We start from the raw sequence: 25,066 nt of genomic DNA, 5'->3' as shown, positions 1-25,066 counted from the left end.
TCATGGTTCAATCTCTCTCGCCGTTTCCCGCCAGTTTGACGATGATTCCTTGGCGGTTCATTACCGCTCCTGCCGTTCGAGCATTGTGACCGGATTCCCCGCCCGCGCCGAACCACTCGCAGCAAACCCATACCTGGGGTGAATCATCCGGCTTTCTAGCTAGCCTACCGAAATGGGTGTCACATCTCGCCAACTCGGCATACGATATGACTTAACTGCTTGTCATGTCTATTGTTACGCCGCTCGTGAGCCTGAAGGCCCTGATGAGCAGTGTTACTTTAGCAACCGGGAGGCGCGCACAACGCGTCAGGGCTTGAATGTTTCACACACAAACCCTTATCATTCCAGCCCTTGAATCATTCAGCGACCGGCGCGGAGTTGGCCGCGAGCGGTCGAAGAGGACGAGTGGTTCGCGAGTTGAAACGGCGCGGTCAAAAGAATCCGGTGAGCGGTCATTGAATCGAGCGGCTGCCGGGTTGTTACTCCGTTTGACACTAGGACTTAAAGCCGACACCGGGCGGGCATCGCGCTTCGAAGGATTGTGAAAGTTATCACAAACCGGCGCGTGGCGCGGCCCCCGCCATCGGCCCGGAGCGATGGTTTCACACGCTGCCAGGAATCGAGCTTCGCTCGAATCTCGACATAAGAAGTAATACGAAACCCCGATTAGGAGTCACCGACCTTGAGTACGCAACGACGATTGTTCACCCTGCTGGCGACCTGCGCGGTTGCCTTTCTGACCTTCACCGGCGCGGCGATGGGCCAGGACGCCCCTGGAACCGCCGCGCCCACCGGCCTGAACGGCATCCCGACGATCTGGTGGATTGCCTTGGCCGGTTCGCTGGTCGGCCTGATCTTTGCCTACAAGTTCTACAACGAGATCATGGGCAAGAGCGAAGGCGACGAGAACATGAAGCTCATCGCCGGCTTCGTTCGCGACGGCGCTTACGCCTACCTCCGGCGACAATATAAAGTCGTCTTTTTCGTGTTCATCGGTCTCTGTGCCGTGCTCTCGTATCTTGCTTTCGGCCTCGGCGTGCAGCACAAGATCGTGCCGTTCGCCTTTCTCACCGGCGGATTCTTCTCCGGTCTGTGCGGCTTCTTCGGCATGAAGACCGCCACCAACGCCTCGCACCGAACCGCCGCCGGCGCCCGCGAGAGCCTCAATCAGGGCCTCGTCGTCGCCTTCCGCGCCGGATCGGTCATGGGCCTCGTCGTTGTCGGCTTTGCCCTGCTCGACGTCACCGGCTGGTTCATCGCCCTGCGACTCTGGGGCGGCGACATGAGCCTCACCACCATCACCGTTGTCATGCTGACCTTCGGCATGGGCGCCTCCACGCAGGCCCTGTTTGCACGCGTCGGCGGCGGCATCTACACCAAGGCGGCGGACGTCGGTGCGGACCTCGTCGGCAAAGTCGAAGCCGGCATCCCTGAAGATGACTCGCGCAATCCCGCCACCATCGCCGACAACGTCGGCGACAACGTCGGCGACGTGGCCGGCATGGGCGCCGATCTGTACGAATCCTACGCGGGTTCGATCCTTGCGACGGCCGCCCTCGGCGTGGCCGCGGCGGTCTCCATGTTCGGCGACGACACGTCCGCCGTCGGCTTTGACGCCGGCATGCGCCTGCTGGCCACGCCAATGGTGCTCGCGGGCGTGGGCATTCTCCTGTCGATCGTTGGCATCTACATGGTGAAGACGCACGAAAATGCAAACCTCGGCCAGCTCATGGCCGCGCTCAATCGCGGCATCTGGGGCAGCAGCGCGTTCATTCTCATTGCCGCCCTGGGCGTCTGTTACTATCTGCTCGGTCCCAGCTTCCCGAAAGTGCCCGATGGCGGCGCCCAACCCTCCTGGCTCGGCATCTGGGGCAGCATCGCATCGGGTCTGATCGCCGGCGTCATCATCGGCAAAGCGACGGAAATCTATACAAGCTACGATTTCAAACCGACCCAGGAACTCGCCGCCCAGGCCGTCACCGGTCCGGCGACCATCATCATCGGCGGCATCGCGGAGGGCATGAAGAGCACCTGGGCCAGTCTCTTTACCGTCATCGTGGCGATTCTCGTGGCCTTCGTCTCGGCCGGCGGCGCGACGGAATACATGCTCGGTCTCTACGGCGTCGGCATCGCCGCGGTCGGCATGCTCGCCACCCTCGGCATCACGCTGGCGACCGATGCCTACGGTCCCATCGCCGACAACGCCGGCGGCAACGCTGAAATGACGCACCAAAAGCCCGAAGTTCGCCAGCGGACCGACGCCCTCGATTCGCTCGGCAACACCACCGCCGCCACGGGCAAGGGCTTCGCCATCGGATCGGCCGCACTGACCGCGCTGGCCCTGCTCGCGGCCTACATCGACGAAGTGCGCATCGGCATGCTGCACGAGGCCGAGACGTATGTTCAGCGCTCGATTTTGGACGGTACCGCCGACAAGAATGCCGCCGTCGCACCGGTGTACATCGGCTACGGCAAGTTTGCCCTCAAGTGGGAAGGCGACTCGAAGAAGCTCGCCAATTACGGCGCGCTGATGTGCCCCGAGTACAAGGAAATCAAGCAGATGGAGTCCAAGGGCCTCCTCAAGAAAGGCCAGCGTTTCACGGCCACGGATTACGTGCCCGGTAAGCGGGAGGACGGCTACGAAGGCATGTTGAACCTCGGCGCACACCATCTCAAGGTGGTTCCCGTGCGCCGCGCCACGATGGACCAGTTCATGAGTTTCTACAACATTACGCTCATGAACCCGCGCGTCCTGTGCGGCCTCTTCGCCGGCGTGCTGCTCACGTTCCTGTTCTGTGCGCTCACGATGAAAGCCGTCGGTCGTGCCGCCAATCGCATGATGCTGGAGTGCCGCCGCCAGTTCGCCCTGATGCGTGCATACTTGAAGGGTCAGGGGCACGACGACGCCTACATCCGCAATCCGGACAACTGGCCGCGGACGCCGGTCCACTTCCAGGGCGGCCAGATCCCCGACTACGCAAGCTGCGTGGCCATCAGCACGGCCGGCGCGCAGAAGGAAATGGTCTTCCCCTCGCTTCTGGCGATCATCGCGCCGGTGCTGGTCGGTCTTGTGTTCGGCGTCGCCGGTGTCATGGGTCTGCTTGCGGGCGGTCTGGTCAGCGGATTCGCCGTGGCGGTGTTCATGGCCAACTCCGGCGGCGCGTGGGACAACGCCAAGAAGTACATCGAGACATTCGGCAAAATTTCGGCCGGGGCCTTCAAAAAGGACTCGAAGGTGCGCGAAAGCGTGCCGGATGCCGTCCGGGATGCCATCGCTGCCCGTGCGGAGAATGCCGAGTCCGACGATGAGATCGTCTATGGCAAAGGCTCGCCGGATCACAAGGCCGGCGTCGTCGGCGACACGGTCGGCGACCCGTTCAAGGATACCTCCGGCCCCTCGCTCAACATTCTCATCAAGCTGATGAGCATGGTCAGCGTCGTGTTCGCCGGTCTCGTCGTGGCGTACGGCCCGCGCATCGGCGAGTTGCTCAAACTCGGGCAGTAACGAGCGCGAGGGTTTCGTCGGCTCACGTGGTCGGTGAAGGTTTCGCAAACCCGAAAGCCCCGGGCACGTGCCTGGGGCTTTCTTGCTGATACGAGGATGCTGGAAGCTGCGCTGCGGCGCGGGGATAATTCATCACCATGGCCAAACGCGTCCCACGCTCCGCCCGGTCCCGTGCGAACAAGCCCGCCCGCGCGCCGCGCGTGACGAAGATCATTCCCGAATCCACGCGCCCGCGTCCCAAGCCGAACCGGCCGACCGACAAGGCCCGCGCGTTTGCCATCGCTTGTGCTAAGCTCCTCGCGGAAAATCACTGCGAGGACATCGTCGCCCTGGACCTCGTCGGGGTCAGCCCGATCTGCGATTATTTTGTCATCGCCACCGGCACCAGCGACCGCCAGCTCCGGGCCGTAGCCGATCATCTGACCGATCTGGGCAAAGCGTCGGGTGAGAAGCCCTTCGGCGTTGCGGGTTACGACGAAGGCGCCTGGATCATCGTCGACTACGTCGATGTGGTCATCCACCTGTTCGACGCCGACAAGCGGGCCTATTACGATCTCGATTCGCTCTGGGGCGATCGGCCCAAAGTGGATTGGGCCTGACGGCGTATGCCACTGCTTCAGGCAGTGAGCATTGAGCAAGTGCTTCTCCATCCGGGGCTATCCTTCGAACGTTCATGCAATCGCTTCTCCGGCAGATTGAGTCGATGGTTTCCGCCGCCATGGCCGCCGCCTTCGGCGATCAGGCCGCGGGGGCCGACCCGCTCGTGCGCACGTCCACGGACGCGAAACTCGGCGACTACCAATCCAACGTCGCGATGGGCCTCGCCAAAAAACTCGGCATGAAGCCGCGCGACGCGGCCGCAGCCATCGTCGCTGCGCTGCCGCCCTCCGCGCCGGACCTGCTCGAAGCACCGGAGATCGCCGGTCCGGGATTTATTAATTTCCGCTTGAAAACCGCGGCCCTGAACTCGGCGATGGGGTCGATCCCGGCCGCGCCGGCCGGCGGGGAGGATCGTCTCGGCATCGACCCGGTGGACGCTTCGAATAAACAGACAGTTGTATTAGATTACTCCTCGCCCAACGTCGCCAAGCAGATGCACGTCGGGCACCTGCGCACCACCGTCATCGGCGATGTCTTCGCGCGCGTGCTCGCCTTTCAGGGTCACGACGTCATCCGGCAGAATCACCTCGGCGACTGGGGCACGCAGTTCGGCATGGTCATCCTCGGCATGTGGCACGCCGCCATGGCACGGCACCGCGGCGAACCACCGGGCTATCTGCCGCGCGCCGTCGCGGAGTTACGCGCCGCCATCGAGGCCGGCAGCGAAGCGAAACTCGCTTATCTGAAAAAAGTCGCCGAGCGATCCAAGTCCGAGTACGAAGCGGATCAGGACGGCCAGCGCGTCTTTGAGCCGTTTCTTCATGCCTGCCGCGCCGAGGCGCTGCTCACGCTCGTCGATATCGAGGCGGGATATCTGTACATCAACACGCTCACGAAGGAAGCCGCGGGGACGCCCTATGCCGCTGTGCTGAAAGACCCGCGCGACGTGGCCCAGATGATGCAGCGCGGCGGGCAGCAGGACGCCCAGGAGCGCCTTGCCCGCGAAATCGCCATCGAGATCACCCTGCGCGACTGCAACGCGGTGTACCAAAAACTCGGGGTGCTGCTCGCCGATGGCGATGTCTGCGGCGAGAGTTTTTACGAACCGTTGCTCAAGGGCGTGATGGACGAAGTCATCGCGTCGCTCCAGTCATCTGATACTCAAACTGGCCCGATCCGCGCCGTCTGCCGCCGCGACCAGGGCGCGTTGTGTGTTTTTCTTACCAAGCCCGACGGCTCACCGGCGTTCAAGGGGCCACAGGGCGACCCGCTGCCGATGATCATCCAGAAATCCGACGGCGCGACGCTTTACGCCACGACCGATCTCGCCGCGATTCTTTATCGCGTCGCGCACCCGCAGCGAAACCCGGTTCGCCTGCGCTCGCCCGCGCTGGTCGACACGCTCGCGCGCCCGCCTTTCCACGGCGGACTCGGGGCAGACCGCGTTATCTACGTCGTCGGCGCGCCGCAGAAGCTGCATTTCGAGATGCTCTTCCCCACGGCGCACGCGATGGGCTGGACGCATCGGCCGCAAGGCGAGGTGCGACTCGAACATGTCGCGTTCGGTTCGGTCCTCGGCGCCGACAAAAAAATGCTTCGAACGCGCAGCGGCGATTCCGTCAAACTCAAGGATCTTCTGGAGGAAGCCGTGCAGCGGGCCGAAGCGCTCGTCCGCCAGTCGGAAGCCGACCCGGACCGACGACGAGGCTTGGGCGAGTCCGAAATCAAGGACATCGCCGAAACGATCGGCGTCGCCTCGGTGAAATACGCCGACCTGTGCCAGAATCGCAACACGGACTACGTCTTCAGTTGGGACAAGATGATGGCACTTCAGGGCAACACCGCGCCGTACATGCTCTACGCCTGTGCCCGCATTCGGTCTATCCATCGAAAGGCCGTCGAAACACGCGCCGGCGTGCCCGAGACCGCGACCATGCGGCTGGACCATCCCGCCGAACGCGCCTTGGCGCTGCGCATCCTGCAACTCGCCGAAATCGTCGACGCCGTCGGCGAGACGCTGCTGCCGAACATTCTCTGCGATTATCTGTTTGATCTGGCGGGCCGGTTCATGTCGTTCTATGAATCGTGCCCGGTCCTTCAGGCCGAGGATGACGCGACCTATGCCTCGCGCCTGCGCCTGTGCGAACTGACGCATCGCGCGCTGACCATCGGACTGGGCCTGCTCGGCATCCGAACGCTCGAACGAATGTGATCCCGTCGGATCAGTACGCCCCGACGGCGGCGGCGGCCGCCGCCGCGCGCTGCGCCGCCAGCATCACCGGATCGGGCACCGCAGCGTCGAGGAAGCCGCGGTTCCGCGTGGCGCAGCCGACGCACGCGCCGCACATCTGCGTGCCCGACGAGAGACACGACCACGTCAGATCGAAGGGCACGCTCAATCGATGACCGAGCTTGACGATGTCGGTACGTGACAAATTCATCAGCGGCGCCGCCAGCGAGATGTCTCGCGAGGGCGAAGCGATGGTGTACAGGTGATTGAACAAGTGCAGGTACTCGTGGGAATACTCGGGATACAGCGACGCGGTCGGCGGCGCTGGCGGTCCGAGATTCTCCGCCACCCCGATGTAGACATGTTTCGCCTCGATCCGCGCGGCCCAGGCAAACGCGGCCGAAAGCAGCGACCCGACCAGTCCGCGCACGTTGCAATTGGATTCGCCGCCGGTAAGCGCCAAGGCGTCCTGAAGCTGGACTTTCCGCGACACGCGGGCGTTGCCGCCGATCGCCGCGAGGTGGGGCATGTCCACCGTCAGTTGCTCGCGTACTTCAAAGTGCGCCGCCAGCTTCTCGAACAACTCCGTCTCGCGCTCCTGTGCCCGGTGGCCGTAGCGCACATGCAGCATCGCCATGGCTGGGTATTCCTGCTTCGCCATCGCCGCCAGCACGGCACTGTTCAACCCGCCCGAAACAAGCACCACTGCTTTGTCGCTCGCCATGATCTCTCTCCACGCAAGCAGCCGTTGGTCTGACTCGTCTTGCCGTCGCCGGCAGCACGCCGCAGCGTTTATCGGTCGGCGGTCTCGCCAAGTTGCGTTATTTCGCGAGTCTGATAAGCCACGCGGTGCGCTCCCACCCCGCCGCCGCGAGGCGATTCAATTCAGATCGCACCAAGGCTCACCACACTGCGGATCAAACAAATCCGCCGATGAAAGCGAACCGCCCCGTCTCCGCCCCATCGCGGCGGTGCGAGTAAAATCGACCATCCGTCATGGTCGACGCCGACGCCACGCAGATTCGGTCGACCGGCACGCCGGCGCGGACAAGCTGATGCACGTTCGCCGCTCGCAAATCGAAATACAGCCGCCCGCCGCGCGACGAGAAAAACGTCTCGCCCGCCTCCAGCCGCGCCTTGGCAATGCGACGAACGTCCTCACCGACTTCGTACTCCCCAGGCCCCGCGCACGGGCAGATCGCCCCCATCAGCCTCGCCGGCTCGACGCCGAACTCACGCTGCATCTGCCGCACCAGCTCCGACGTGATTCCCGCGACGGTCCCGCGCCAGCTCGCATGGGCCGTGCCGAACGCGCGCCGCACCGGATCCACCAGCACCACGATCGGACAATCCGCCGAGAATTGCATCACCGGCACCCCGGCCAGATCGCAGATCAATCCATCCGTGAACGGAATCGCCGTCTCGCGCTCGGTCCGACCGCGCCCCACGTCACCGGGCAGCACGCGCAGCACATGCGGACTGTGAATCTGATCCGGCGCGGTAAGCCGATCGAACGAGAATCCCAGATGCTCGCACACGCGCCGGCGGCGCGGTACGGCCAGATCCGCCTGCGGTCCGCGATGCGGGGCCATGTTCCAGGGGCGCGTCGTGATAGAATGTCGAAAATCGTCAATATTGCAGAGCGCTTCGAATTGCAGCAGGAGGCCGTCGTCCAGCGGCGTCTCGAGCAACTCCACGGTTTGAAACGGGTGACTCACTCGCGCGACCCTCAACCTACGGCGCGCCGATTTTCAGCAGCACCTTGAGATGGTCCGGGCCGGCCGCCGCCGCGAACGCCGCCGCCGCGTCCTCCAGGCGAAACGTCCGCGTTACCATCCCGGCTAAATCGATCTCGCGCCGCGCCAAGGCCCGCAGCGCGTCGGGAATCGACCCGCATCGGCTGCCCAGCACCGTCACTTCGTTCACGACAATCGGCGAGAGGTCCACACCGGGTCGCTCCTGGTAAGTGGATTTGAGCACGATCGTTCCGCGCGGTCGCACGGCCCGCAGTGCCAGGGCCAGCCCCTCGGGCGAGCCGGTGCATTCGACAACGACATCCGTCTCGGCGTGCGGATGGAACTCGTCTACGTGCAAGGCGCGAATCCGCTTGCGGTCCAGCAGGTCCAGCGTGCGCCGATTGCGCCCCACGCCCACCAGCTTGCAACCCGTCTTCGCCAGCACTTGGCACACCAGAATGCCCAGCCGACCCGTCCCCAAAATAACGACATTAGTCTTTGATTCAATCTTCACCTGCCGAAGCACCTGCATCGCCGCTGCCAGCGGCTCCGCGAAGACCGCTTCCTCATCCGGCAACCCTTCGGGCACTTCGTGGCAATTGCGCTCCGGCAGCGCGAACGCCTCCGAGAACGCCCCGTCGCGCCCGACGATCCCCAGCACCGTCCGCTTACGACAATGACTCGACAACCCGCTTCCGCACAGATCGCACTTGCCGCAGACGCAGTTGATGTCACCCACCACACGGCGGCCGTCCAGATGGCTGCCGCGCGACGCCACGACGCCGACGAACTCATGACCGAGCACGCCGGTGAATCGCGAGTATCCCTTCACGATCTCCAGATCGGTCGCGCAGATTCCAGCAACGCGTGGGCGAACGATCACCTCACCCGGCGGTGCGACCGGTTCCGGGCGTTCGCCGACTTGCACGGCCCCCTGATGAACGGTGACGCAGCGCACGACGCGCTCCTCAATCGACCGGCTCGGCTGATGACCATTTCATGCTACAAGCAGCCGTGCAGGACGCACAACCGCGCGAGCCTCTCGAACCCATTGCAATTGCGGGGAACTCCACCGGAACTCGCACCGGTGAATAAAGATCGGCCGCCAGTCGCTTAGCCGGCTTGACAGCAGAGCCGAGATCGGGACGGCTCTTTCCAGCCGACCAGGGCCGACCGTGGCCCCGGCGACTGCTCAACATCAAGCGGCCGCGGCTTGCAGATCCTTCTGCCTCGACGGCCTTGCATCCTTTGTATCGGCCGGTGTCTATCACCGACGTGAATGACTGGCCCGGTTCAATGAACCAGTTCCTGTTCGAGAAGCGGCGGCTTGCGGCGGCGGCGGCGCTTCTTCGGTCCGATCGACGAATGGGCCGCAGCCGCCCGCGGCGGCATCTGGTTGGCCGATTCGACCGCTTGGATTGCCGTTTCGGCGAAGTAGTCCGCTTTGACTTCCTTCCAGAGGCCGCCGGCTCGGTTGAAAACACCGCCGGAAACCATGATGTTCATGTGCGGACACGCGTTAATCTGACGAATCTCGTCCACCATCAGACGAACGAGCGGCGCATCGCTCGGCTTGCTGCCTACGATAATCAGCAGGTCCGGCCGAATCTGCCCGACGAGCGCAAGAATCTCATCGTGCGGCACGCCACCGCCAACCAAATAGGTTTCCCATCCGTCCGCCTCGAACAGGTCCGCGCACATCTGCGCACTGAACTCCTCGGCTTCCCCGACCGCGCTGGTCACGAGCACTTTCTTGTTATTTGCGGGACGCCGTTCCAGTCGCGTTTGCAAATGATCGGCCACGGTGCGGTTGATCCGCGTCGCCATGTGCTCGGCGGCGAGGTTGATCCGATCATCACGATAAAGCCGTTCCACGTGTTCCATGGCCGGCCAGATGATTTCGCGATACAACGCTCGCGGCTCGGCGCCCATTTCGAGTGCACTGGTAATCAATTGCCGACAGGCCGCGCGATGGCCGCGAAGCAATGGATTCAGGTAATCGTTCAGCGACAGATTGGAGCCGGAACGAGCCTGCCGCGCGGGTGCTGCTTCAGCGCGATGACCGGCTTCGCTCTGTTGATGGCGCAGCCTTTGCGCGTTCATCATCGTTCTCGGCAACTGCGGGAGGACACCGACCTCCGCGCGTCGCCCTTCACTCGCTATCCGGTTGTCGCCGAATCCTGAAAACGTGTCGCTCATGTGGTTCTCGCTCCCGTGCAAGCCCGATTGATTACCCCATGATGTTAGTTTGGTGATATATGGCAATCTGGGCAATATAGAGAATCGGCGTAGGGCCAAAAAAATCTTTAGCCAAAGAACAATTTCTGCCTCCGAGAAGCAGATATCGCATCCCAGGGGCGCGGAATTATCCTTAAATCACTTTCAGTCATAAGTTTATGTGCCGGAAGCGGCGCTGGTCGGCAAAAGAGTAGTTTCCACCCCGGTAGATGGCGCGGCCGCTGTGGGGGGTGGCAATGGCAAGATGAGCTTCACATCCGAAACGCGCCAATCGCCCTTTCCACGCGTCAGGCGAAGCTCGATGCCGGCCTCGATCGGCAGGTTCAGCCCCTGTTTGACTGCTTCGCTTCGAAGCCGTTTGTCGCTTTCAACTCCGGTTTCGGACGGCAGCCTCGCGCGAATCGCACGCAGTTTTTCCGCGTCACCCGGATTCACGCCCTGCACGTACACCGTTGCGACGTTCCCGGATGGCGTTGATTTGACTCGCGCGGTGCTGGGATCGATCCCATCTACGTAGTGCGCCAACATCGATGTCCAGGATTCGATCATGAGCGTCACGGCGGTCGTTTCCTCGATGTCCGCCGGATACGCCTTGCTCTCCACGATCTCCTTGTGAATCTGGTCCCGCGCCACCAATGCGTGAAGCCGGCCGACGGCCTGCTCGTACGCATGGAGTCGATCCTCTGCTCCCAATCCGTCGCGCCGGGCCTGCTGCATCTGAATCATCGCTTTCAAGGCTTCGCGCGCCACGTCAAGCGGAGCCGCGCCGGCCGGCAGCCCCGGTTGCGTCGCGCTGAAATTCACTTGCTGGGTCGGCTGATGCCGTCGCTTGTCTTCGCAGCCGACGATCAGGATCCCCAAACCGGCGGACATTGCTAGAACACGGTTCACGAGACGAGAGGGAGGCGTCATCATGGAATTAAGTCTAATGGCGCCGGCCGGCGCGGGGCAAACATTGCCGGAATCTGATCCGCAAGCTAGACTTTCCCGTCGTGCCTCCCCCGGTGGAGGGGCGGAACCGCATGGCCATTGCTTCAGACAGGTCCATCGAAGCCGCGACCCGGCGCATCGGGGAGGAGATCTTTCACCGGGCACACGCCTGCGCGCCATCCATCGCCTCGATCGAATATTGGCAGCAGTTCGGCATGAACTGGCTCACGCGTGACGAAGACCTCAAGCGTCGGCTTTTCGAGTTCATTGCCGTCCTTCCCTCCGCGAATGGGGCGCGACACGTGGCCGCGGAACTGGAGCGCAAACTGACCGAGGGACATCGGCCGCTGACTTCGTTGCCGCCGCCGGTTCTGCTCGCCGCGATGATGTGTCGACCGGGATCGCCGCTGCGCGGATTGGTCGGGGCGACCGTGCGACGGGCAAGCCTGACGATGGCACAGCAGTTCATCTGCGGCGCGACGGTCGAGCAGGCAATCGACGGCGTTCGCAGGCTCCGGCGCCAGGGCATGGCCTTCACGCTTGACGTGCTCGGCGAGGCCGTGCACGATGATGCCGTTGCATTGACACTCCAGAAGCGTTACATCGAGCTGATTGATCGGCTAAGTGCCGTCGCGCCGACGTGGCAACGCGACCGGAATCTCGATGAGGCGCCCTTCGGACCGCTGCCGCGCGTCAACCTCTCGATCAAGCTGACGGCCATCGTCAACGCGATGGATCCGTCGCAAGGTGAGCGGGGGGTCGAGGCCGTGCTGAACCGATTGCGTCCGATCTTGCGCCGCGCGCAGGAACGCGGGGCCTTCGTCAACATCGACACCGAGCACCATGCCATCAAGAACATGACCTTTGAGGTCTTCCGCCGTGTGCTGACCGAGCCGGAGTTCCGCGACTGGCCGGACTGCGGAATCGTGGTGCAGGCGTACCTGCGCGACGCGCGTCGCGATCTGATGGGGCTTGTTGATTTCGCTCGCCATCGGGGCACGCCAATCTGGGTACGGCTGGTCAAGGGGGCGTATTGGGATTCCGAGATCGCGGAGGCACACCGTCTCGGCGTGCGGCCGCCCGTCTTCACCCAGAAGCGGCTTTCGGATACCAGTTTCGAGACGATCACGCGCATGATGCTGGAGCATGTCGATGTGATTCGGCCGGCATTCGCCAGTCACAACGTGCGGTCCATTGCACACGCGATGGCGCTGGAGCGCGCCCTGGATCTGCCGCCCCGAACGGTGGAGTTTCAGATGCTGACGGGAATGGGCAATCCGCTGAAGCGTGCGCTGGTGGACATGGGCCAGCGGCTGCGCGTGTATGCGCCCTTCGGCGATTTTGTAGCAGGCATGGCTTATCTGATTCGGCGGCTGATTGAAAACACGGCAAACGAATCGTTCCTGCGCCAAAGCTTCGAGCGGGACGCAGACCATGCCGCCCTGCTGGCGTCGCCGGGCAGCGCCGAGGAACTGGACGAACCGGACGCTCCCCCTTGGCCGTCCAAGACGATCGTGCAGCACCCCGAGTTAGCGGGCGTGTCGGGATAAGGGTCCCGCGAGGATTCGTTGCCGCCATTCTGAACGCCGATATAATCCGGTGTCGAACCTCGCCGAAACCTCAACCCACTCTCGCTTCGGAGCTAGTTTACCATGAAATTCCGATCGGGTCGAATTGCTTCCGGTCTCGTGCTCGGTGCCGCGTTCTGCTTGGGCATGTCCGGCCAGAACTGCAATCTGTCGCTCCCCGCGAGCGGTCCTCTGCCCGGGTCCGACCTCGAGGGGCTTTGGGCGCTTCAGCGCGGCGACATCCGAATCACGTTCACCTGGAGCGCCAACGGCGGCGGTGAGACCCAGACCGATTCGACCACGGGGCAACTTGAGCCGCTGGACCCGGACGATTTTCCGTCGGCCTTTGCGCCCTTGGTCAACCAGTGGAACGCGGGGCTTGCCGACCTGAACGCCTCGCTGGACGAGGCGTTTCCGGATGAGGTCGTCGTCACGTTCCCGCAATTCGGGCGCATGCGATTGACCAATCCGACCGATACGAGCAAGACCGGCCTGGGGGCGATCAACAGCGATTACGAGTATTTCTTCTTGGGCGACCTGGCCGGCGGCGCGACGAACAACGGCAATCAGAACCAGGGCGCCGGGGCCGTGCTCTCGGCCTCGACGATCACCGGGGCATTCGATCCCGACGAGTTGACCACCGAGGGCAAAGTGGCGCGCACGCTCTTTGTCGTGTTGAGCGGTCAGAACCAGAACAACCTTGCGTTCACGGCGCAGATCAGCGTGGACTACACGGGAGAATGGATCGACGTGGTGCCCGAGGAGATCGCCGCGCTGGAAGCATCGGGCGGATTCGGCGCGCCGAAGGACATCGGTGGTTGATTCGGGCTACGCCAGTTCGCGTCCTTGCGCGTCGCGCATCGAGCCGCACAGGCAAAGCACGCCCTCGATGAACCCCCAGAGGGCGACGAATCCGCAGCCCGAGCCTGGCATACAGACAAAAGTCGCCGCGCCGCCGAGCACCGTGATCAGCAGCATCAGCAGGCCGATCCCCGTGTAACCGAGGTAAAAGCGGTGAATGCCCAGCGCGCCGAGAAAGATCCCCAGCAGCCCCGCCACGACGCGGCTCTTCGGCCCGACGATCGGCAGCTCTCGCTCCAGCGGCAGCAAGCCGAAGCCCGGTGAGACCGGCGGCGCGCCGCGTTCGCCGCCCTGCGCGGCATCCTGCCTTCCTTCGCGCCGTGCGCCGCGTGCGGGCAAGGTCGGCGCTTCACCGCGTTCCAGCGCCACGCGCTGCGCGTCGAACGCCGAGAAAACGGCTGCCAGCGCGACGATTGTATCCGCGCGGCGCCGCGTCTCGGTGCCGGACTCCACGAGAACCGTCTCGGGGATCAGGCGGCCTTCGCGTGCCCATTGGACGAGCGAATCCACGTCGGCCGGGCCGTAGCGCTGACCGTCGTTGCCGATGACGTAATAATAGACCACGAAAATTCACCGCCCGGTCGGGATACGCCGGTCAACAAGAGGCAACGGCCCCGCGGCGCCCCCATTTCGGCGACGGCGCATCAGGGCAGCCGATCGTCCGCCTCGCCCGCCGAGGCGGAAGGCTCGCCCGCCGGCTTCGCCGGACTTCTGCCCGACAAGGGATTGCCCGGCCCAGCCGGATTATTCGAGTTGGCGCCTGCCGGGGGAAGCTCGCCCAACTCATCGGTGGGCGGCATCTTGCGGATCGAGAGATCGATGACCTCCCGCGCCTCGGCGATGGGGACGCGGGCCGACGGGCTGAATTTCTGCGTTCGCGTGTTGATGCCGACGAGCCGGCCGATCAGGTGGTCGGGGTTCGGATCGACGCCGACGGGGATGTCCACATACGCCACGGTCGACTTGCTGGACGGGTCAACGAGTCGATAGCGACGGCTTTCCGGCGAAAAGGCGTGGCTCCGCCACAGTTCGCCCTCCAGCTCGAATCGCTCCATCGCCTTGGAAACCTTGCGTCGCAGAATTTTCATCCGCTCCTGATCCATGTTGGCGCGGTAAGCGGCGATTTCTTCCGCGTCGGCGTACAAATCCTTGCGTGCCAGTTTCAGCGTCGCGCGATCGCGCAGCTGTCGAACGCGAATCTTGGCCACTTCAGCGGGGACGTACTCTTCGGTCTGATTGGCGATTTCCTCGTACTTCTTGCGCAATGCCTCGGAGTCCTGCTGCTCCAGCGGCTTGGCCAGCATGGCGACCAGTTCGCTCTCCAGGACCGTCAGCATCGCCTTGTAACGATCGGGAGTTTTGCGCGGCTGACCGGCAGGAACGTCGGTCTTCTTTGGCGGCGTCTTCGCGGCGGAGGCGGTCTTCTTATCCGTCCGAGCGTCTGACGTTGCCTTGTTGCCGGCTGCATCGGGAGCCATCGCGGCTCCGTCGGCATTTGGACCTGCTGCCAATTTCGTGTCACTTTCGTCATCGCCCGGCTGGCTTGTCGCGGCGGCGTCGCCCCCTTCGACCATCGGCACCTTGATGCCCTCGGTCGCGCCGGTGCCGGTCGACGTCGTCGCATCGGCCGACCTGATCGGTGGATCACCGGTCGGCGGATTCCCACTCGATTGGGGGGGCGCGGACTTCGAGTCGGCGGCGGCGGCAACGGCGTTGCCCGGCTGGATCGGACTGGGCGGAATCTCGGCCGGTTTGTTCTCCGGCGGCAGGCTGCGCGGCTGATTGCTCAAGTGCTTTTCCACCATGCCGCTGCGGAGTCTGGCATCGACCGGTCGGACATATTGCTTGGAGATGAACAGCGTGGCGCCCGGCGGCGGGGCGATCTTGAGGAACCCGTCGGCCTCTCCCTGAATCTCGACCGCGTCGCCCTTGTTCAGCACGATCTGGGTCGCATTTTTGCGCGACTCGAGCGAGCTGCCCGCGCGAATATAGACTTTGTCCTGTTTGATCGTTCCTTTCTTCCCGCCGGCCGCGCGATCGACCATCGCGGCGTCGACGTAACTGAAGCTGCCGGGGACCGGCGCGATCTGGTACCAGCCGAACTTCTCCCCCAGCACGACGACGCGGTCGCCGTTGTTGAGCTTGGTCGTCGGGTACCAGTTGCTTCCGGCGCCGCTGCGCACGTACACGTTGGCGGCGGTGACTTCGCCCTCCCACGGAAACGGCGGCGGACTTCCTGCGGGCGTGGGCTGCCCCTTGGCCGCGGCGGTGCCTCCAGCGACAAAAAGCAATGATAAGGCGATGAATGCTTTGCGCATGACCATTCCTCCCTGCAAGCCCCGCGCGGCGAGTGTGCTGCGCGCGATCCGTCGAACTAGCACGCCTTGAAAAATATGCCCAAATGCGGGAAAAGTCAATCGCAACCGAGCCGGCCCGGTCATCGGGCGACGGCCTGTGACTTGTTTCACCGGAGCCTGTTGTGCTTGCCTACGTGATCCGACATGCCGAATCGCAGTTCAACGTTGACCCGGCCGCGGGATTGAACAGCTCCTTGACGCCGCGCGGATTTCGGCAGGCCGCCGCCGTTGCGCGGCGACTGAAATCCGTCCCGATTTCCGCCGTCTATACCAGTCCGTTTGACCGCTGCCTGCAAACCGCGGCTGCCGTGGTGGAAGGACGACCGGACATCCCGGTCTTCATTCGCCCGGAACTCTGGGAGTATCACCATGTTCCCGCCGGGTCGCACGTTGAGACCGGTCTGGGCGGGATTGAGACGATCACGGCGCGGTTCGGTTTCGCCAAGCCCTGCCCGGATTATCGAACGACGATGACTTGGCCCGCTGTCGACGAACCGCGCGAGTCGATGCTGGCACGAACGCGCGCCATGGCGGAATTTCTGAAGGCGCGGTGGACCGGGCCGGATGACACCGTCGTCGTCATCAGTCACGGCAGCCCGATCGCGCGGCTGATCGAGGCCTGGCTGACCGACACGCCGGGTCCGTCGTTTCGATTCGTGATCGAAAACGCGGCGCTGACGGCGCTGCGTCACGAACCGGCCCCCGACGGCGGCTCTGCGGGCACCCGCACGTTGATTTGCCTCAATGAAATCTCGCACCTGCAAGACAATGAAGCGAGGCCGGTTTCGCACGACCTGCTCTCGCCAACCAGCTCAAACTTCAACGCCGACGGGACGGTGAAACCCCGCCGCGCATCGAGCTACTGGTAGCGCATCGCGGTCGCCACCGGCTTTTTGCGGAGCCATCGCGCGACGGCTAGAATGGCGGACGCATTACGAGGCGCGGGCATGGGAATCGACAGCGTCGACATCGGTCCGTTTACCATCGGCATGGGGCGGCCGCTCGCCGTCATCGCTGGACCTTGCATCATCGAGTCCACCGAGCACTGCCTGATGGTCGCGCGGCGGATGGCGGATATTTGTAAGAATCTGGGCCTTCCGTACGTCTTCAAGTGCAGCTTCGACAAAGCCAATCGCACGAGTGCCGATGGTTTTCGCGGGCCGGGTCTGGAAGCGGGGCTGGCCTCGCTGGCGGAAGTGAAGCAACGCATCGGCGTGCCGGTGCTGACCGATATTCACGTCGAGCAACAGGCCGCGCCCGCCGCTGAAGTCTGCGACATCTTGCAAATCCCCGCGTTCCTCTGTCGCCAGACCGATCTGCTGGTCGCCGCCGCGCGGACGGGCAAAGCCGTGAACATCAAAAAGGGTCAGTTCATGGCGCCCGAACAGATGGCGCAAGCCGTACGCAAAGTCACATCCGTCGGAAACAAGAAAGTCCTTCTGACCGATCGCGGAACGTTCTTCGGATACGGTCGATTGGTGAACGACTTCACGTCGCTGCCGGTGATGCGCGCGTTCGCCCCGGTGGTGTTCGACGCGACGCACAGTTGCCAGATTCCCGGCGGGCAAGGCACGCAGTCGGGCGGTCTGCGGCAATACGTCCCGCTGCTGGCGCGGGCAGCGGTGGCGGCGGGTTGCGATGCGCTGTTTATCGAGGTTCATGATAACCCCGACGCGGCCAAGTCGGATTCAGCCACCGTCTTTCCGCTGGACCGGGTCGAAGAGCTGCTCAAGACCTGCCAAAAGATTCGAGCGGCAGTGGAACCGGTCTAAGGGGCAATCGCCCGCACGGATTTGCGCCATCGAATCGCATCGTCTCGTAACAGATTGCCAATCAGAGAGTTGCCACCCGTTCGGCGGTTTGACGATCCTCCGTGAACCCCCTAGCATCAGCGTTCAGCCGGCGTTCGGCTGGGTGAATGTTTGTGTCAAAGACCGGTTTCCAGCGGGTCGTCAGCGAATTTTTGGGGCATGATCGACAAGCCGTTGTTGGACATCCTGGCGTGCCCTGCGTGCAAACAGCACGTTCAACCGGCAGAAGCCCGCTCCGGTGAGGAAGTGCAAGGTTGGCTGGTCTGCACCGGCTGCGGCCTGCGATACCCGATTCGCGAAGGCATTCCCGTCATGCTGGTCGATGAGGCAGCACCGGCCGCCTCGGGGGTCCAGTCGAACGATTGAAAGCGGGATCAAGGCCGTGAGGACGCTCGCGGTGGCTCGTGCGTATACATGTTTGCCATCATTTCAGATATTCACGGAAACCTCGAGGCCCTGCGGACGGTCCTGGCGGACATCGACCAGCGTGGAATAAAGACGATTTACTGCCTCGGAGACATCGTGGGGTATGGTCCGGAGCCGGGCGGCTGTCTCGATCTGGTCTCCCAGCGAGCGACGAAGTGCCTGTGCGGCAATCATGACCATGCCGTGTTTTACGAGCCGACGAACTTCAACGTCGCGGCGGAAAAGGCAGCCTACTGGACGCGGCAGGAGCTGGAGAACGAACCCGACGCGGCGAAGCGCAACGCGCGCTGGCGGTTTCTCGGCGGGCTGTCACCGCGATTCGAGATGGACGGCATCCTGTTCGTCCACGGTTCGCCGCGCAAGCCGATCAACGAGTACCTGTTTCCGGATGACGTGTACACCAATCCGCAGAAGCTGATGGCGAGCTTCGAGCGCATGGAACAGTTGACGTGTTTCTGCGGGCATACGCACGTGCCGGGGGTCTTCGTGGATGATCCTTATTTCGAGCCGCCCGATGAGCTGGCGAATTCCCGGTACGCCATCGGCGAGGAGAAGGTGATCATCAACGTGGGGTCGGTGGGTCAACCGCGTGATCGCGACCCGCGCGCGGCGTACGTCATCGTAAACGAGGACGAAGTGGAGTTTGTGCGCATCGCATACAACATTGATGTGACGGCGCGGAAGATCCGCGACAACCCGCATCTCGACGATTTTCTTGGTGCGCGGCTGTACGAAGGAAAATAACAGCCGATCGGCGCCGGCGCGGGCGGCGAAACGAGTGAAAGAAACCGATGGACGCTCAAGGCAAACGGACCCTCCTTGCGATGGTCATCTGCCTCGCCATCCTCATGGGATGGTCGAAGCTGATGGAAATCTGGTACCCCCTTCCTCCGCGCTCGACCACGTCGACGTCGGCGGCGACCTCGCAGGACGCCCTCACCACGAACGGCCCGGCGGCCGCAGACGGCGACCCCACCCGGTCAATGACCGCCTCTGCGCCGACGGGAGCGCCCCCATCCGCCACGATCGCGCCGGCCGCGGAGTCGGCCAAGGCCGGTTACATCGTCGTCGAAGCACCGCAGGGCGGCCTCATCACGATCGGCGATGACCACAGTCGGGTAGCGAAGAGCGAATCACGCAATCCGTTTGCCTGCTCGATCACGGTGGATGCGCGCGGCGCGGCGATGGCGTTCGCCAGGCTCGCCGATTATCGCAACACCGTGCCGCGGAACCGCAAGCGGCCGGATCACGATCCCTACAGGCTTCTTACGATGATCGAGAACGCGACAACGGGGCAGACCTTGACGTCGTTCGCCGCGCGGACGTTGAAACTCGTGGACGACAACGCCACGATCGATCTGGAGCGCGTCCAGTGGGCCGCCGAACGCCGCACCGACAACACCGGCGAGTCGGTCATCCTCTCGACGACGGTCCGGCAGGCCGGCGCCGACGTGCTGAAACTGCGCAAGATGTATCGCCTCGAACACGACTCGCTGCTGGTGCGCGTGCGGTACGAAATCGAAAACGCCTCCTCGCGTGATCGGCGAATCGTCTGGGTGGAGAACGGCCCGATCGGCGTGAAGCAGATCGACTCGCAGCACGAGGATCGGCGCGTCGTGACGGCGCTGAAGGACGCTTCCGGGCAGATCACGTCCGGGCCGGTCGTCATGCGGGCCGAGGTTCACAAAGAGGGCGATGAGAAAGAGCTGGTTGCCGGCGAGAAGCAGTTCATCTGGGCCGCGGTGAGCAACAAGTACTTCACCGCCCTGCTTGCGCCGGTGTCGGCGGATGGCTCGCGCGACAAGCCGGGCACGTTGAGCAAGCTCGTCGCGCGGTCGCCGATGGGCGAGGGCGACGGGCTGGACGATCTGACGTTTGAAGTCACCTATTCGCCGGCCTCGCCGATCCGGGCCGGCGCGACGCACACGTTTGAGACGGATATCTACATTGGTCCCAAAAGCGCACGGGTGATCAATTCCGTCCCCGGCGCCGAACCGCGCAAGTTTGAGCTGATCAACGCGCCCGACGCGTCGATGTGCACGTTCGCCGTGCTGCGGGCGGCGATGCTCTGGCTGCTCAATCACACCTATCGCATCGTGGGGAACTACGGCATCGCCATCATCGTGCTCGTGCTGATCGTGCGCACGATCCTGCACCCGATCTCCAAGCGAGGGCAGATCAACATGATGAAGATGCAAAAGGGCATGGCGGCGCTGAAGCCCAAGCTCGAAGCCCTCCAGCAGCAGTTCAAGAACGACAAGCAGAAGCTCAACGAAGAAACGATGAAGCTCTACCGCGAGGAGGGCATCAACCCGGCCGGCCAGATGCTGGGCTGCCTGCCGATGTTTCTCCAGATGCCGGTCTGGGTCGCCCTGTGGACGACGCTGAACACCAATATCGACATGCGTCACGAGCCGTTTTTCGGATGGATTCGCGATCTGTCGGCGCCCGACGCACTGATTCCGTTTTCCGGCACTTATCACATCCCGCTGCTCGGCACGATGATGGGCCCGATCCACGCCTTCAACCTGTTGCCGATCATCATGACCATCACCATGTACGCGCAACAGAAGATCATGCAGAAAATGACCCAGCCGGCCGTGCCGCCCGCGCCGAAGTACGACGAACAGGGCCGGGTCATTCCCGACCCGATGGTGCAGCAGCAGAAGATCATGAACTTCATGATGATCTTCTTCGGGTTCATCTTTTATAACTTCCCCAGCGGGCTGAACCTGTACATCCTGACGAGCAACATTCTCGGCATGGCCGAGCAGATCTACATCAAGAAGCAACTGAAGCGGCGCGACGAACGCGGCGACTTCGATCTGAAGCCTGTGGGACCGCAGACACCCAGGAAACCGTCGTTCTTCCAGCGCATGCAGGAGCGCGCCGAGGAGATGCGCAAGCTCCAGGCGGAACGGCCGCAGTCGATGGAGCCGAAGAAACGCAAAAAGTCGCGGTTCTGAATGCCCCGGTTTCGACCGGAGCGTTCGCCGATTTCGAACCAACCCCCGATGAACGACGCTCCATCCACGCCGGCAGCAAACACCTCGCCATCCGGCGGCGCCACACCGCCCGGGCCGGAGGAACCGTCGCCACGCGCCTTCTGTCACGCAACAGGATTCGTCTACCAAAGCGCCGGCTTTCTACTCGCGCTGTCCACCTGTTGCTGGTGGTCCTTCACTGGACGGTTTCAAGCCGAGGCCCGCCCCGCCGAGCCGGATCGACAAGTCGTGGTCCTGACCGAGGACGCCACCGCGGCACAGAAATGGTCGCTGGCCGCGGTCTGCGTGAACTTCATCGGCGGGCTGGCGCTCACGGCCGCCGGCATCGGCCTGCAAAGTGACCGGCTGCGCAGCGGTCGCGGGGTGATGACGCTGACGGCAAGCGCCGCGCTGTTTCACTGGTCTTATTTCGTCACAGCGGCGTGGACGTTTGGCGGAATGGGGAGACTGATTACGAGTGCGGTGCTGGCGCTGGCGTGGACGGTGTTCTTCCTGCTCGCGGGAGTAAGCCACGGCGTGCTGCGGCGCCATCCGCCGGCTAGAACGCCAGAGCTCCTGACTTCGCGCGATGCGGATGCGTTGCGAAATGAGCTTTCGCTTCGCTCACGAGATAAAACGAACCCGTGATGCAGATAAGGTCTTCGCGCGTGACGGCCTTCTCGGCGATTTCGAGCGCGGTCGCCAGGTTCGGCGCGGTCTGGGCCATGCGCCCGCTCAATTCCACGAAGGCGGCGGCCAGTTCGGCCGGGTCCGCCGAGCGCGGCGAGTTGATCCGTGTGAAAATAACTTTGTCAGCGCCGTTCTGAATCAGGCGCAACATTCCGGTCACGTCCTTGTCGGCGCAGCAACCGAAGATGACCACGGTGGAATCGCAGGTGATGTTCTGCCCGATGGCGCGCATCAGCGCGTCGATGCTGGCGGCGTTGTGGGCGCCGTCGGCCAGGACGCGCGGCTCGTCGCAGAGCATCTCCATGCGCCCTTCGAGGCTGACCTTGGCCAGCCCGGCGATGGATGCCTCCTCGTCGATCTTCAGGCCGTTGGCTTTGAGTTGATCGAGCAGCCCGACCGCCAGCCCGCAGTTGATCGCCTGGTGTTCGCCGACGAGCGGAACGGGGAGATGGTCAAAATGGCTCGTGGCCGTCGTGATGCAGATGCGCGCTTGCGGACCGGCCACGCGCGACGACTCGAAGCGATAGCTGAACTCGATTTCGTCGCCTTCGAACAGAAGCGGGCAGCCGACGCGCTCGGCGACCTTGCGCAGGGTGGCCTTGACATTCTTGGGCTGCGGCGCGCTGATGACCGGCACCTTCTCCTTGAAGATGCCGGCCTTCTCCTCGGCGATCTCCTCGAGCGTGTTGCCCAACTGGGCCATGTGATCGTAGCTGATGCTGGTGATGCCGCAGACTTCGGGGCGCAGAACGTTCGTCGCGTCGAGCCGGCCACCCATGCCGACCTCGACCACGGCGATTTCGACCTTCTTGTCGCGGAAATACAGGAACCCGGCGGCCGTCAGAATCTCGAAATACGTCGGCTTGTCGGCGCCGTAGTGGCGAGAAAGATCGGCGATCCGCGCGATGTAACGGGTCAGCGCCGCCTCGGGAATCTTGTCGTCATTGACGACGATCCGCTCGCGCACGTCCATGATGTGCGGCGAGGTGTAGAGGCCGACGTTCATGCCGTTGTTTCGCAGCATGTGGTACAACATCGTGGCCGTCGAGCCTTTGCCCTTGGTGCCGGTGATGTGAACGCTGCGAAACGATTTATGCGGATTGCCCAAGTCGGCCATCAGCCGCTTCATGCGACCGAGCGTGAACGCGGCGCGCTGCTTGGCCGTCGGCGGCCGGCGCTCGTAGTTCACCTGCGCGGCGAGATAATCCATCGCCTGGCGATAGGTGCGGATGGATTTGGAAGCCCCGGCCGAAACGGCGGCTGACGCCGGGTTGACCGCGAAGTCGGGCTTCCCGGCATGTCGGTGCGCGACGGCACGCTTGCCGGACGAAGTACCGCTCTTGGCGGGCTTTCGAGTGGCTTTTCGGGTTTTACGCGCTGGAGTAAGGGATCGTCCCATAGGGTGCGATGATACGTGAAATAAAGCCAAGGGTCAAGAATCGTGACTGCTCTCGCGGGCGGATTCCTGGTGTCGCCCGCTCATAACTATTGGACACAAAATGCCTTACGGCGATTGAGTCGCAATAATCATTCTCCGAAAATAACCCTAACATTGCTGTGTCCGATAACGACCATCTGCAACGTTTGCAGCCTATCTCTTATAACGACGCAGCCCGTTAAAGGTTCGGGAATCCTTGCAGATTTTAAGAAATATCGGACGTGACGCATTTCGGCGTTCTCTCTGCACGCTGGCGGCTGCGCCAGTCAGCCCAGAGAATGGACGACTCGGCACCGATAGGCACAATGGAAACGATCGGCACAAGGATTGTTCGCTGCTTTCACTGCAAGGGCCTGATGAAGGTCTCTGCGCGGGCGTTGTCGGTATTCTGCCCAAGCTGCCAGAAGCGCGTGAACCTTGAAGACCTGCGGATCACCGGGACGCACCCCGGCAAAGTACTGATGACCTGCGGCGACATTCTGATCGAGCCGACGGCCCGGCTGAACGTCGATGTGTTCGGACGGCGCGTCGTGGTGCATGGTCGCGTCGTGGGACAGGTGCAGGCGAACGAATCGGTCGAGATCGCCTCGACCGGCCGCGTGAACGGCGACATTCGCGCGCCGAAGATCATCGTTCAGGAAGGCGCCGTCATCTCCGGTCGATGCGAAATGGTGCGGGTCGATCCGCTCTTTGGCGAGTTGCGTGAGTCCGGGTCGTCGGCGCATTCTGACCATTCAGGCAGTGAATCCGCCGACGAGAAGACGAGCGTCCCCGCTGGGCAGGGCACTTCCGATCCGCCTGTCGCGCGCGGTCCGGCTCCGCGCCGGCTCCATCGGCCGACGGATCCGGCGGTTTGATCGATGCATTTGACTTTTATTGACGGGATTCGGAATCGGCCCGTGGGGAGGCGTCGGCAGGTGACGGCTCCGGCAGGGGAAGCGGGTTCTCAAAGCCCTTCTGACGGCACAGGGCATCGATCACGTCGTCAAACGCGCTGTGATGGTATTCGTTCAGGCGCAGGGTGCGCTGCGTGCCGTGGTCATCGTAGATCAGGTCCACCCAGCCTTTGTCCGCGAAACGGCTGATGTCCAGCGACTTCATCGCGCTCCACGGGATCGGTCCGGTGCCCGCAACGGTCAGCCCCGCGTCGTTCAGCACCATGCGCGTGCGCCGAAGCATGAGATTGAACACCACCAGGTAAGCTGTCAGCGCCATCAGTCCCATCGCAAGGTACCGTTGCAGCCGGATGTCCATGGCGCTCTTGGGCGTTCGCATTGCCGCGAAACGCACCGGCGCACCGCGCTCGATGGACAGCTTGTAGCCCATTGCCGGTCCGAAATAAAACCACGTATCGGGCGTTTCCAGTGAGGGCGGGCCGCCGACGGCCGACGCGAGCATCTCTTTCGCAGCGGCCGGGGAAATCGCCTTGGTGGCTGCCTCGATTTGCGGCAAGAGGGCTTCGGTAACGGATGGATAAACCGCGGCCTTTGCGGCCTTTTCCCGCAGATCCGGCGGCATCTGCTTGAGAAGGTCTTCGAAGTTCTTGGCGGGGTAACCGATCCAGCCGTCATAAGCGAACCAGGCGGCGAAGAACGCCACCATAAGCAGCATGAGCAGGTTGCGAATGGATCGCTCGGTATTGGGGCCGCTTTCGATGTGCATGGAAGCCTTCTGCCCGGGGGGCCGCAAACG

21 protein-coding genes are annotated in these 25,066 nt (G+C 63.3%); 12 read left to right on the top strand and 9 right to left on the bottom strand.

Annotated features, from left to right (window positions below):
- Nucleotides 1–682: 682 nt before the first annotated feature.
- The 3 genes from HRU71_13880 to argS all read left to right on the top strand — a co-directional run bounded on the left by HRU71_13880 (nucleotide 683) and on the right by argS (nucleotide 6,317).
- Nucleotides 683–3,505 (top strand): sodium/proton-translocating pyrophosphatase, encoded by a 2,823-nt coding sequence (locus tag HRU71_13880; GenBank protein ID QOJ04513.1) that lies wholly within the window; start codon nucleotides 683–685, stop codon nucleotides 3,503–3,505.
- Nucleotides 3,506–3,642: 137 nt separating this feature from the next.
- A complete protein-coding gene (gene rsfS / locus HRU71_13875) occupies nucleotides 3,643–4,104 on the top strand; it encodes a ribosome silencing factor (GenBank protein ID QOJ04512.1) in 462 nt (153 codons plus the stop codon).
- 74 nt (nucleotides 4,105–4,178) lie between these two features.
- Nucleotides 4,179–6,317, top strand: coding sequence for an arginine--tRNA ligase (gene argS, locus HRU71_13870; protein ID QOJ04511.1), 2,139 nt, complete (start codon nucleotides 4,179–4,181; stop codon nucleotides 6,315–6,317).
- A gap of 10 nt (nucleotides 6,318–6,327) precedes the next feature.
- Here the strand turns inward: argS and HRU71_13865 are convergent, their stop codons facing one another.
- From HRU71_13865 to HRU71_13845, 5 genes are all read right to left on the bottom strand, one after another.
- Nucleotides 6,328–7,059: a 7-cyano-7-deazaguanine synthase gene (locus HRU71_13865; protein ID QOJ04510.1), complete on the bottom strand. Its 732-nt coding sequence runs from the start codon at nucleotides 7,057–7,059 to the stop codon at nucleotides 6,328–6,330.
- A gap of 193 nt (nucleotides 7,060–7,252) precedes the next feature.
- A complete protein-coding gene (locus HRU71_13860; protein ID QOJ04509.1) occupies nucleotides 7,253–8,053 on the bottom strand; it encodes a laccase domain-containing protein in 801 nt (266 codons plus the stop codon).
- Nucleotides 8,054–8,069: 16 nt separating this feature from the next.
- A complete protein-coding gene (locus HRU71_13855; GenBank protein QOJ04508.1) occupies nucleotides 8,070–9,029 on the bottom strand; it encodes an alcohol dehydrogenase catalytic domain-containing protein in 960 nt (319 codons plus the stop codon).
- 335 nt (nucleotides 9,030–9,364) lie between these two features.
- Nucleotides 9,365–10,270 (bottom strand): B12-binding domain-containing protein, encoded by a 906-nt coding sequence (locus HRU71_13850; protein ID QOJ04507.1) that lies wholly within the window; start codon nucleotides 10,268–10,270, stop codon nucleotides 9,365–9,367.
- A 195-nt stretch (nucleotides 10,271–10,465) separates the two neighbouring features.
- Complete coding sequence (locus HRU71_13845; protein QOJ04506.1) at nucleotides 10,466–11,182, bottom strand: hypothetical protein; 717 nt, start codon at nucleotides 11,180–11,182, stop codon at nucleotides 10,466–10,468.
- A gap of 149 nt (nucleotides 11,183–11,331) precedes the next feature.
- Between HRU71_13845 and HRU71_13840 the strand changes: the two genes are divergently transcribed.
- On the top strand, nucleotides 11,332–12,789 hold the full coding sequence (locus tag HRU71_13840; protein ID QOJ04505.1) for a proline dehydrogenase family protein: 1,458 nt from the start codon (nucleotides 11,332–11,334) through the stop codon (nucleotides 12,787–12,789).
- A 102-nt stretch (nucleotides 12,790–12,891) separates the two neighbouring features.
- Nucleotides 12,892–13,629, top strand: coding sequence for a hypothetical protein (locus tag HRU71_13835; protein QOJ04504.1), 738 nt, complete (start codon nucleotides 12,892–12,894; stop codon nucleotides 13,627–13,629).
- Nucleotides 13,630–13,635: 6 nt separating this feature from the next.
- On the opposite strand, the gene HRU71_13830 is transcribed toward HRU71_13835, so the two are convergent.
- Nucleotides 13,636–14,037 (bottom strand): TM2 domain-containing protein, encoded by a 402-nt coding sequence (locus HRU71_13830; GenBank protein ID QOJ05018.1) that lies wholly within the window; start codon nucleotides 14,035–14,037, stop codon nucleotides 13,636–13,638.
- 275 nt (nucleotides 14,038–14,312) lie between these two features.
- Nucleotides 14,313–15,986 (bottom strand): hypothetical protein, encoded by a 1,674-nt coding sequence (locus tag HRU71_13825; GenBank protein QOJ04503.1) that lies wholly within the window; start codon nucleotides 15,984–15,986, stop codon nucleotides 14,313–14,315.
- A gap of 161 nt (nucleotides 15,987–16,147) precedes the next feature.
- On the opposite strand from HRU71_13825, the gene HRU71_13820 reads away from it, so the two are divergent.
- The 6 genes from HRU71_13820 (at nucleotide 16,148) to HRU71_13795 (ending at nucleotide 21,894) form a co-directional block, all read left to right on the top strand.
- The gene (locus HRU71_13820; GenBank protein ID QOJ04502.1) at nucleotides 16,148–16,894 is read left to right on the top strand and encodes a histidine phosphatase family protein; all 747 of its coding nucleotides are present in this window, start codon (nucleotides 16,148–16,150) and stop codon (nucleotides 16,892–16,894) included.
- A 78-nt stretch (nucleotides 16,895–16,972) separates the two neighbouring features.
- Nucleotides 16,973–17,797 carry a 3-deoxy-8-phosphooctulonate synthase gene (gene kdsA, locus HRU71_13815; protein QOJ04501.1) on the top strand — a complete coding sequence of 275 codons (825 nt, stop codon included), beginning with the start codon at nucleotides 16,973–16,975 and terminating at the stop codon, nucleotides 17,795–17,797.
- A gap of 198 nt (nucleotides 17,798–17,995) precedes the next feature.
- A complete protein-coding gene (locus tag HRU71_13810) occupies nucleotides 17,996–18,202 on the top strand; it encodes a Trm112 family protein (GenBank protein QOJ04500.1) in 207 nt (68 codons plus the stop codon).
- Between the two features lie 48 nt (nucleotides 18,203–18,250).
- The gene (locus HRU71_13805; GenBank protein ID QOJ04499.1) at nucleotides 18,251–19,006 is read left to right on the top strand and encodes a metallophosphoesterase family protein; all 756 of its coding nucleotides are present in this window, start codon (nucleotides 18,251–18,253) and stop codon (nucleotides 19,004–19,006) included.
- 47 nt (nucleotides 19,007–19,053) lie between these two features.
- Entirely contained in the window at nucleotides 19,054–21,228 is a 2,175-nt protein-coding gene (locus tag HRU71_13800) for a YidC/Oxa1 family insertase periplasmic-domain containing protein (protein ID QOJ04498.1), read from the top strand.
- A 48-nt stretch (nucleotides 21,229–21,276) separates the two neighbouring features.
- The gene (locus tag HRU71_13795; GenBank protein QOJ04497.1) at nucleotides 21,277–21,894 is read left to right on the top strand and encodes a hypothetical protein; all 618 of its coding nucleotides are present in this window, start codon (nucleotides 21,277–21,279) and stop codon (nucleotides 21,892–21,894) included.
- Here HRU71_13795 and HRU71_13790 read toward each other — a convergent pair.
- Complete coding sequence (locus tag HRU71_13790) at nucleotides 21,806–23,335, bottom strand: bifunctional folylpolyglutamate synthase/dihydrofolate synthase (protein ID QOJ04496.1); 1,530 nt, start codon at nucleotides 23,333–23,335, stop codon at nucleotides 21,806–21,808. The two genes, HRU71_13795 and HRU71_13790, sit on opposite strands and share 89 nt — an antisense overlap.
- 344 nt (nucleotides 23,336–23,679) lie before the next feature.
- Between HRU71_13790 and HRU71_13785 the strand changes: the two genes are divergently transcribed.
- Nucleotides 23,680–24,231: a polymer-forming cytoskeletal protein gene (locus HRU71_13785; GenBank protein QOJ04495.1), complete on the top strand. Its 552-nt coding sequence runs from the start codon at nucleotides 23,680–23,682 to the stop codon at nucleotides 24,229–24,231.
- A gap of 16 nt (nucleotides 24,232–24,247) precedes the next feature.
- Here the strand turns inward: HRU71_13785 and HRU71_13780 are convergent, their stop codons facing one another.
- On the bottom strand, nucleotides 24,248–25,036 hold the full coding sequence (locus tag HRU71_13780) for a hypothetical protein (protein QOJ04494.1): 789 nt from the start codon (nucleotides 25,034–25,036) through the stop codon (nucleotides 24,248–24,250).
- Between the last annotated feature and the right edge of the window lie 30 nt (nucleotides 25,037–25,066).

The sequence above is a fragment of the Planctomycetia bacterium genome, from assembly GCA_015200345.1.
Taxonomy (GTDB): Bacteria; Planctomycetota; Phycisphaerae; order UBA1845; family UTPLA1; genus PLA3.
The sequence above is the reverse complement of the archived record's forward strand: the minus strand, read 5'-3'. Positions and strand labels throughout refer to the sequence as shown.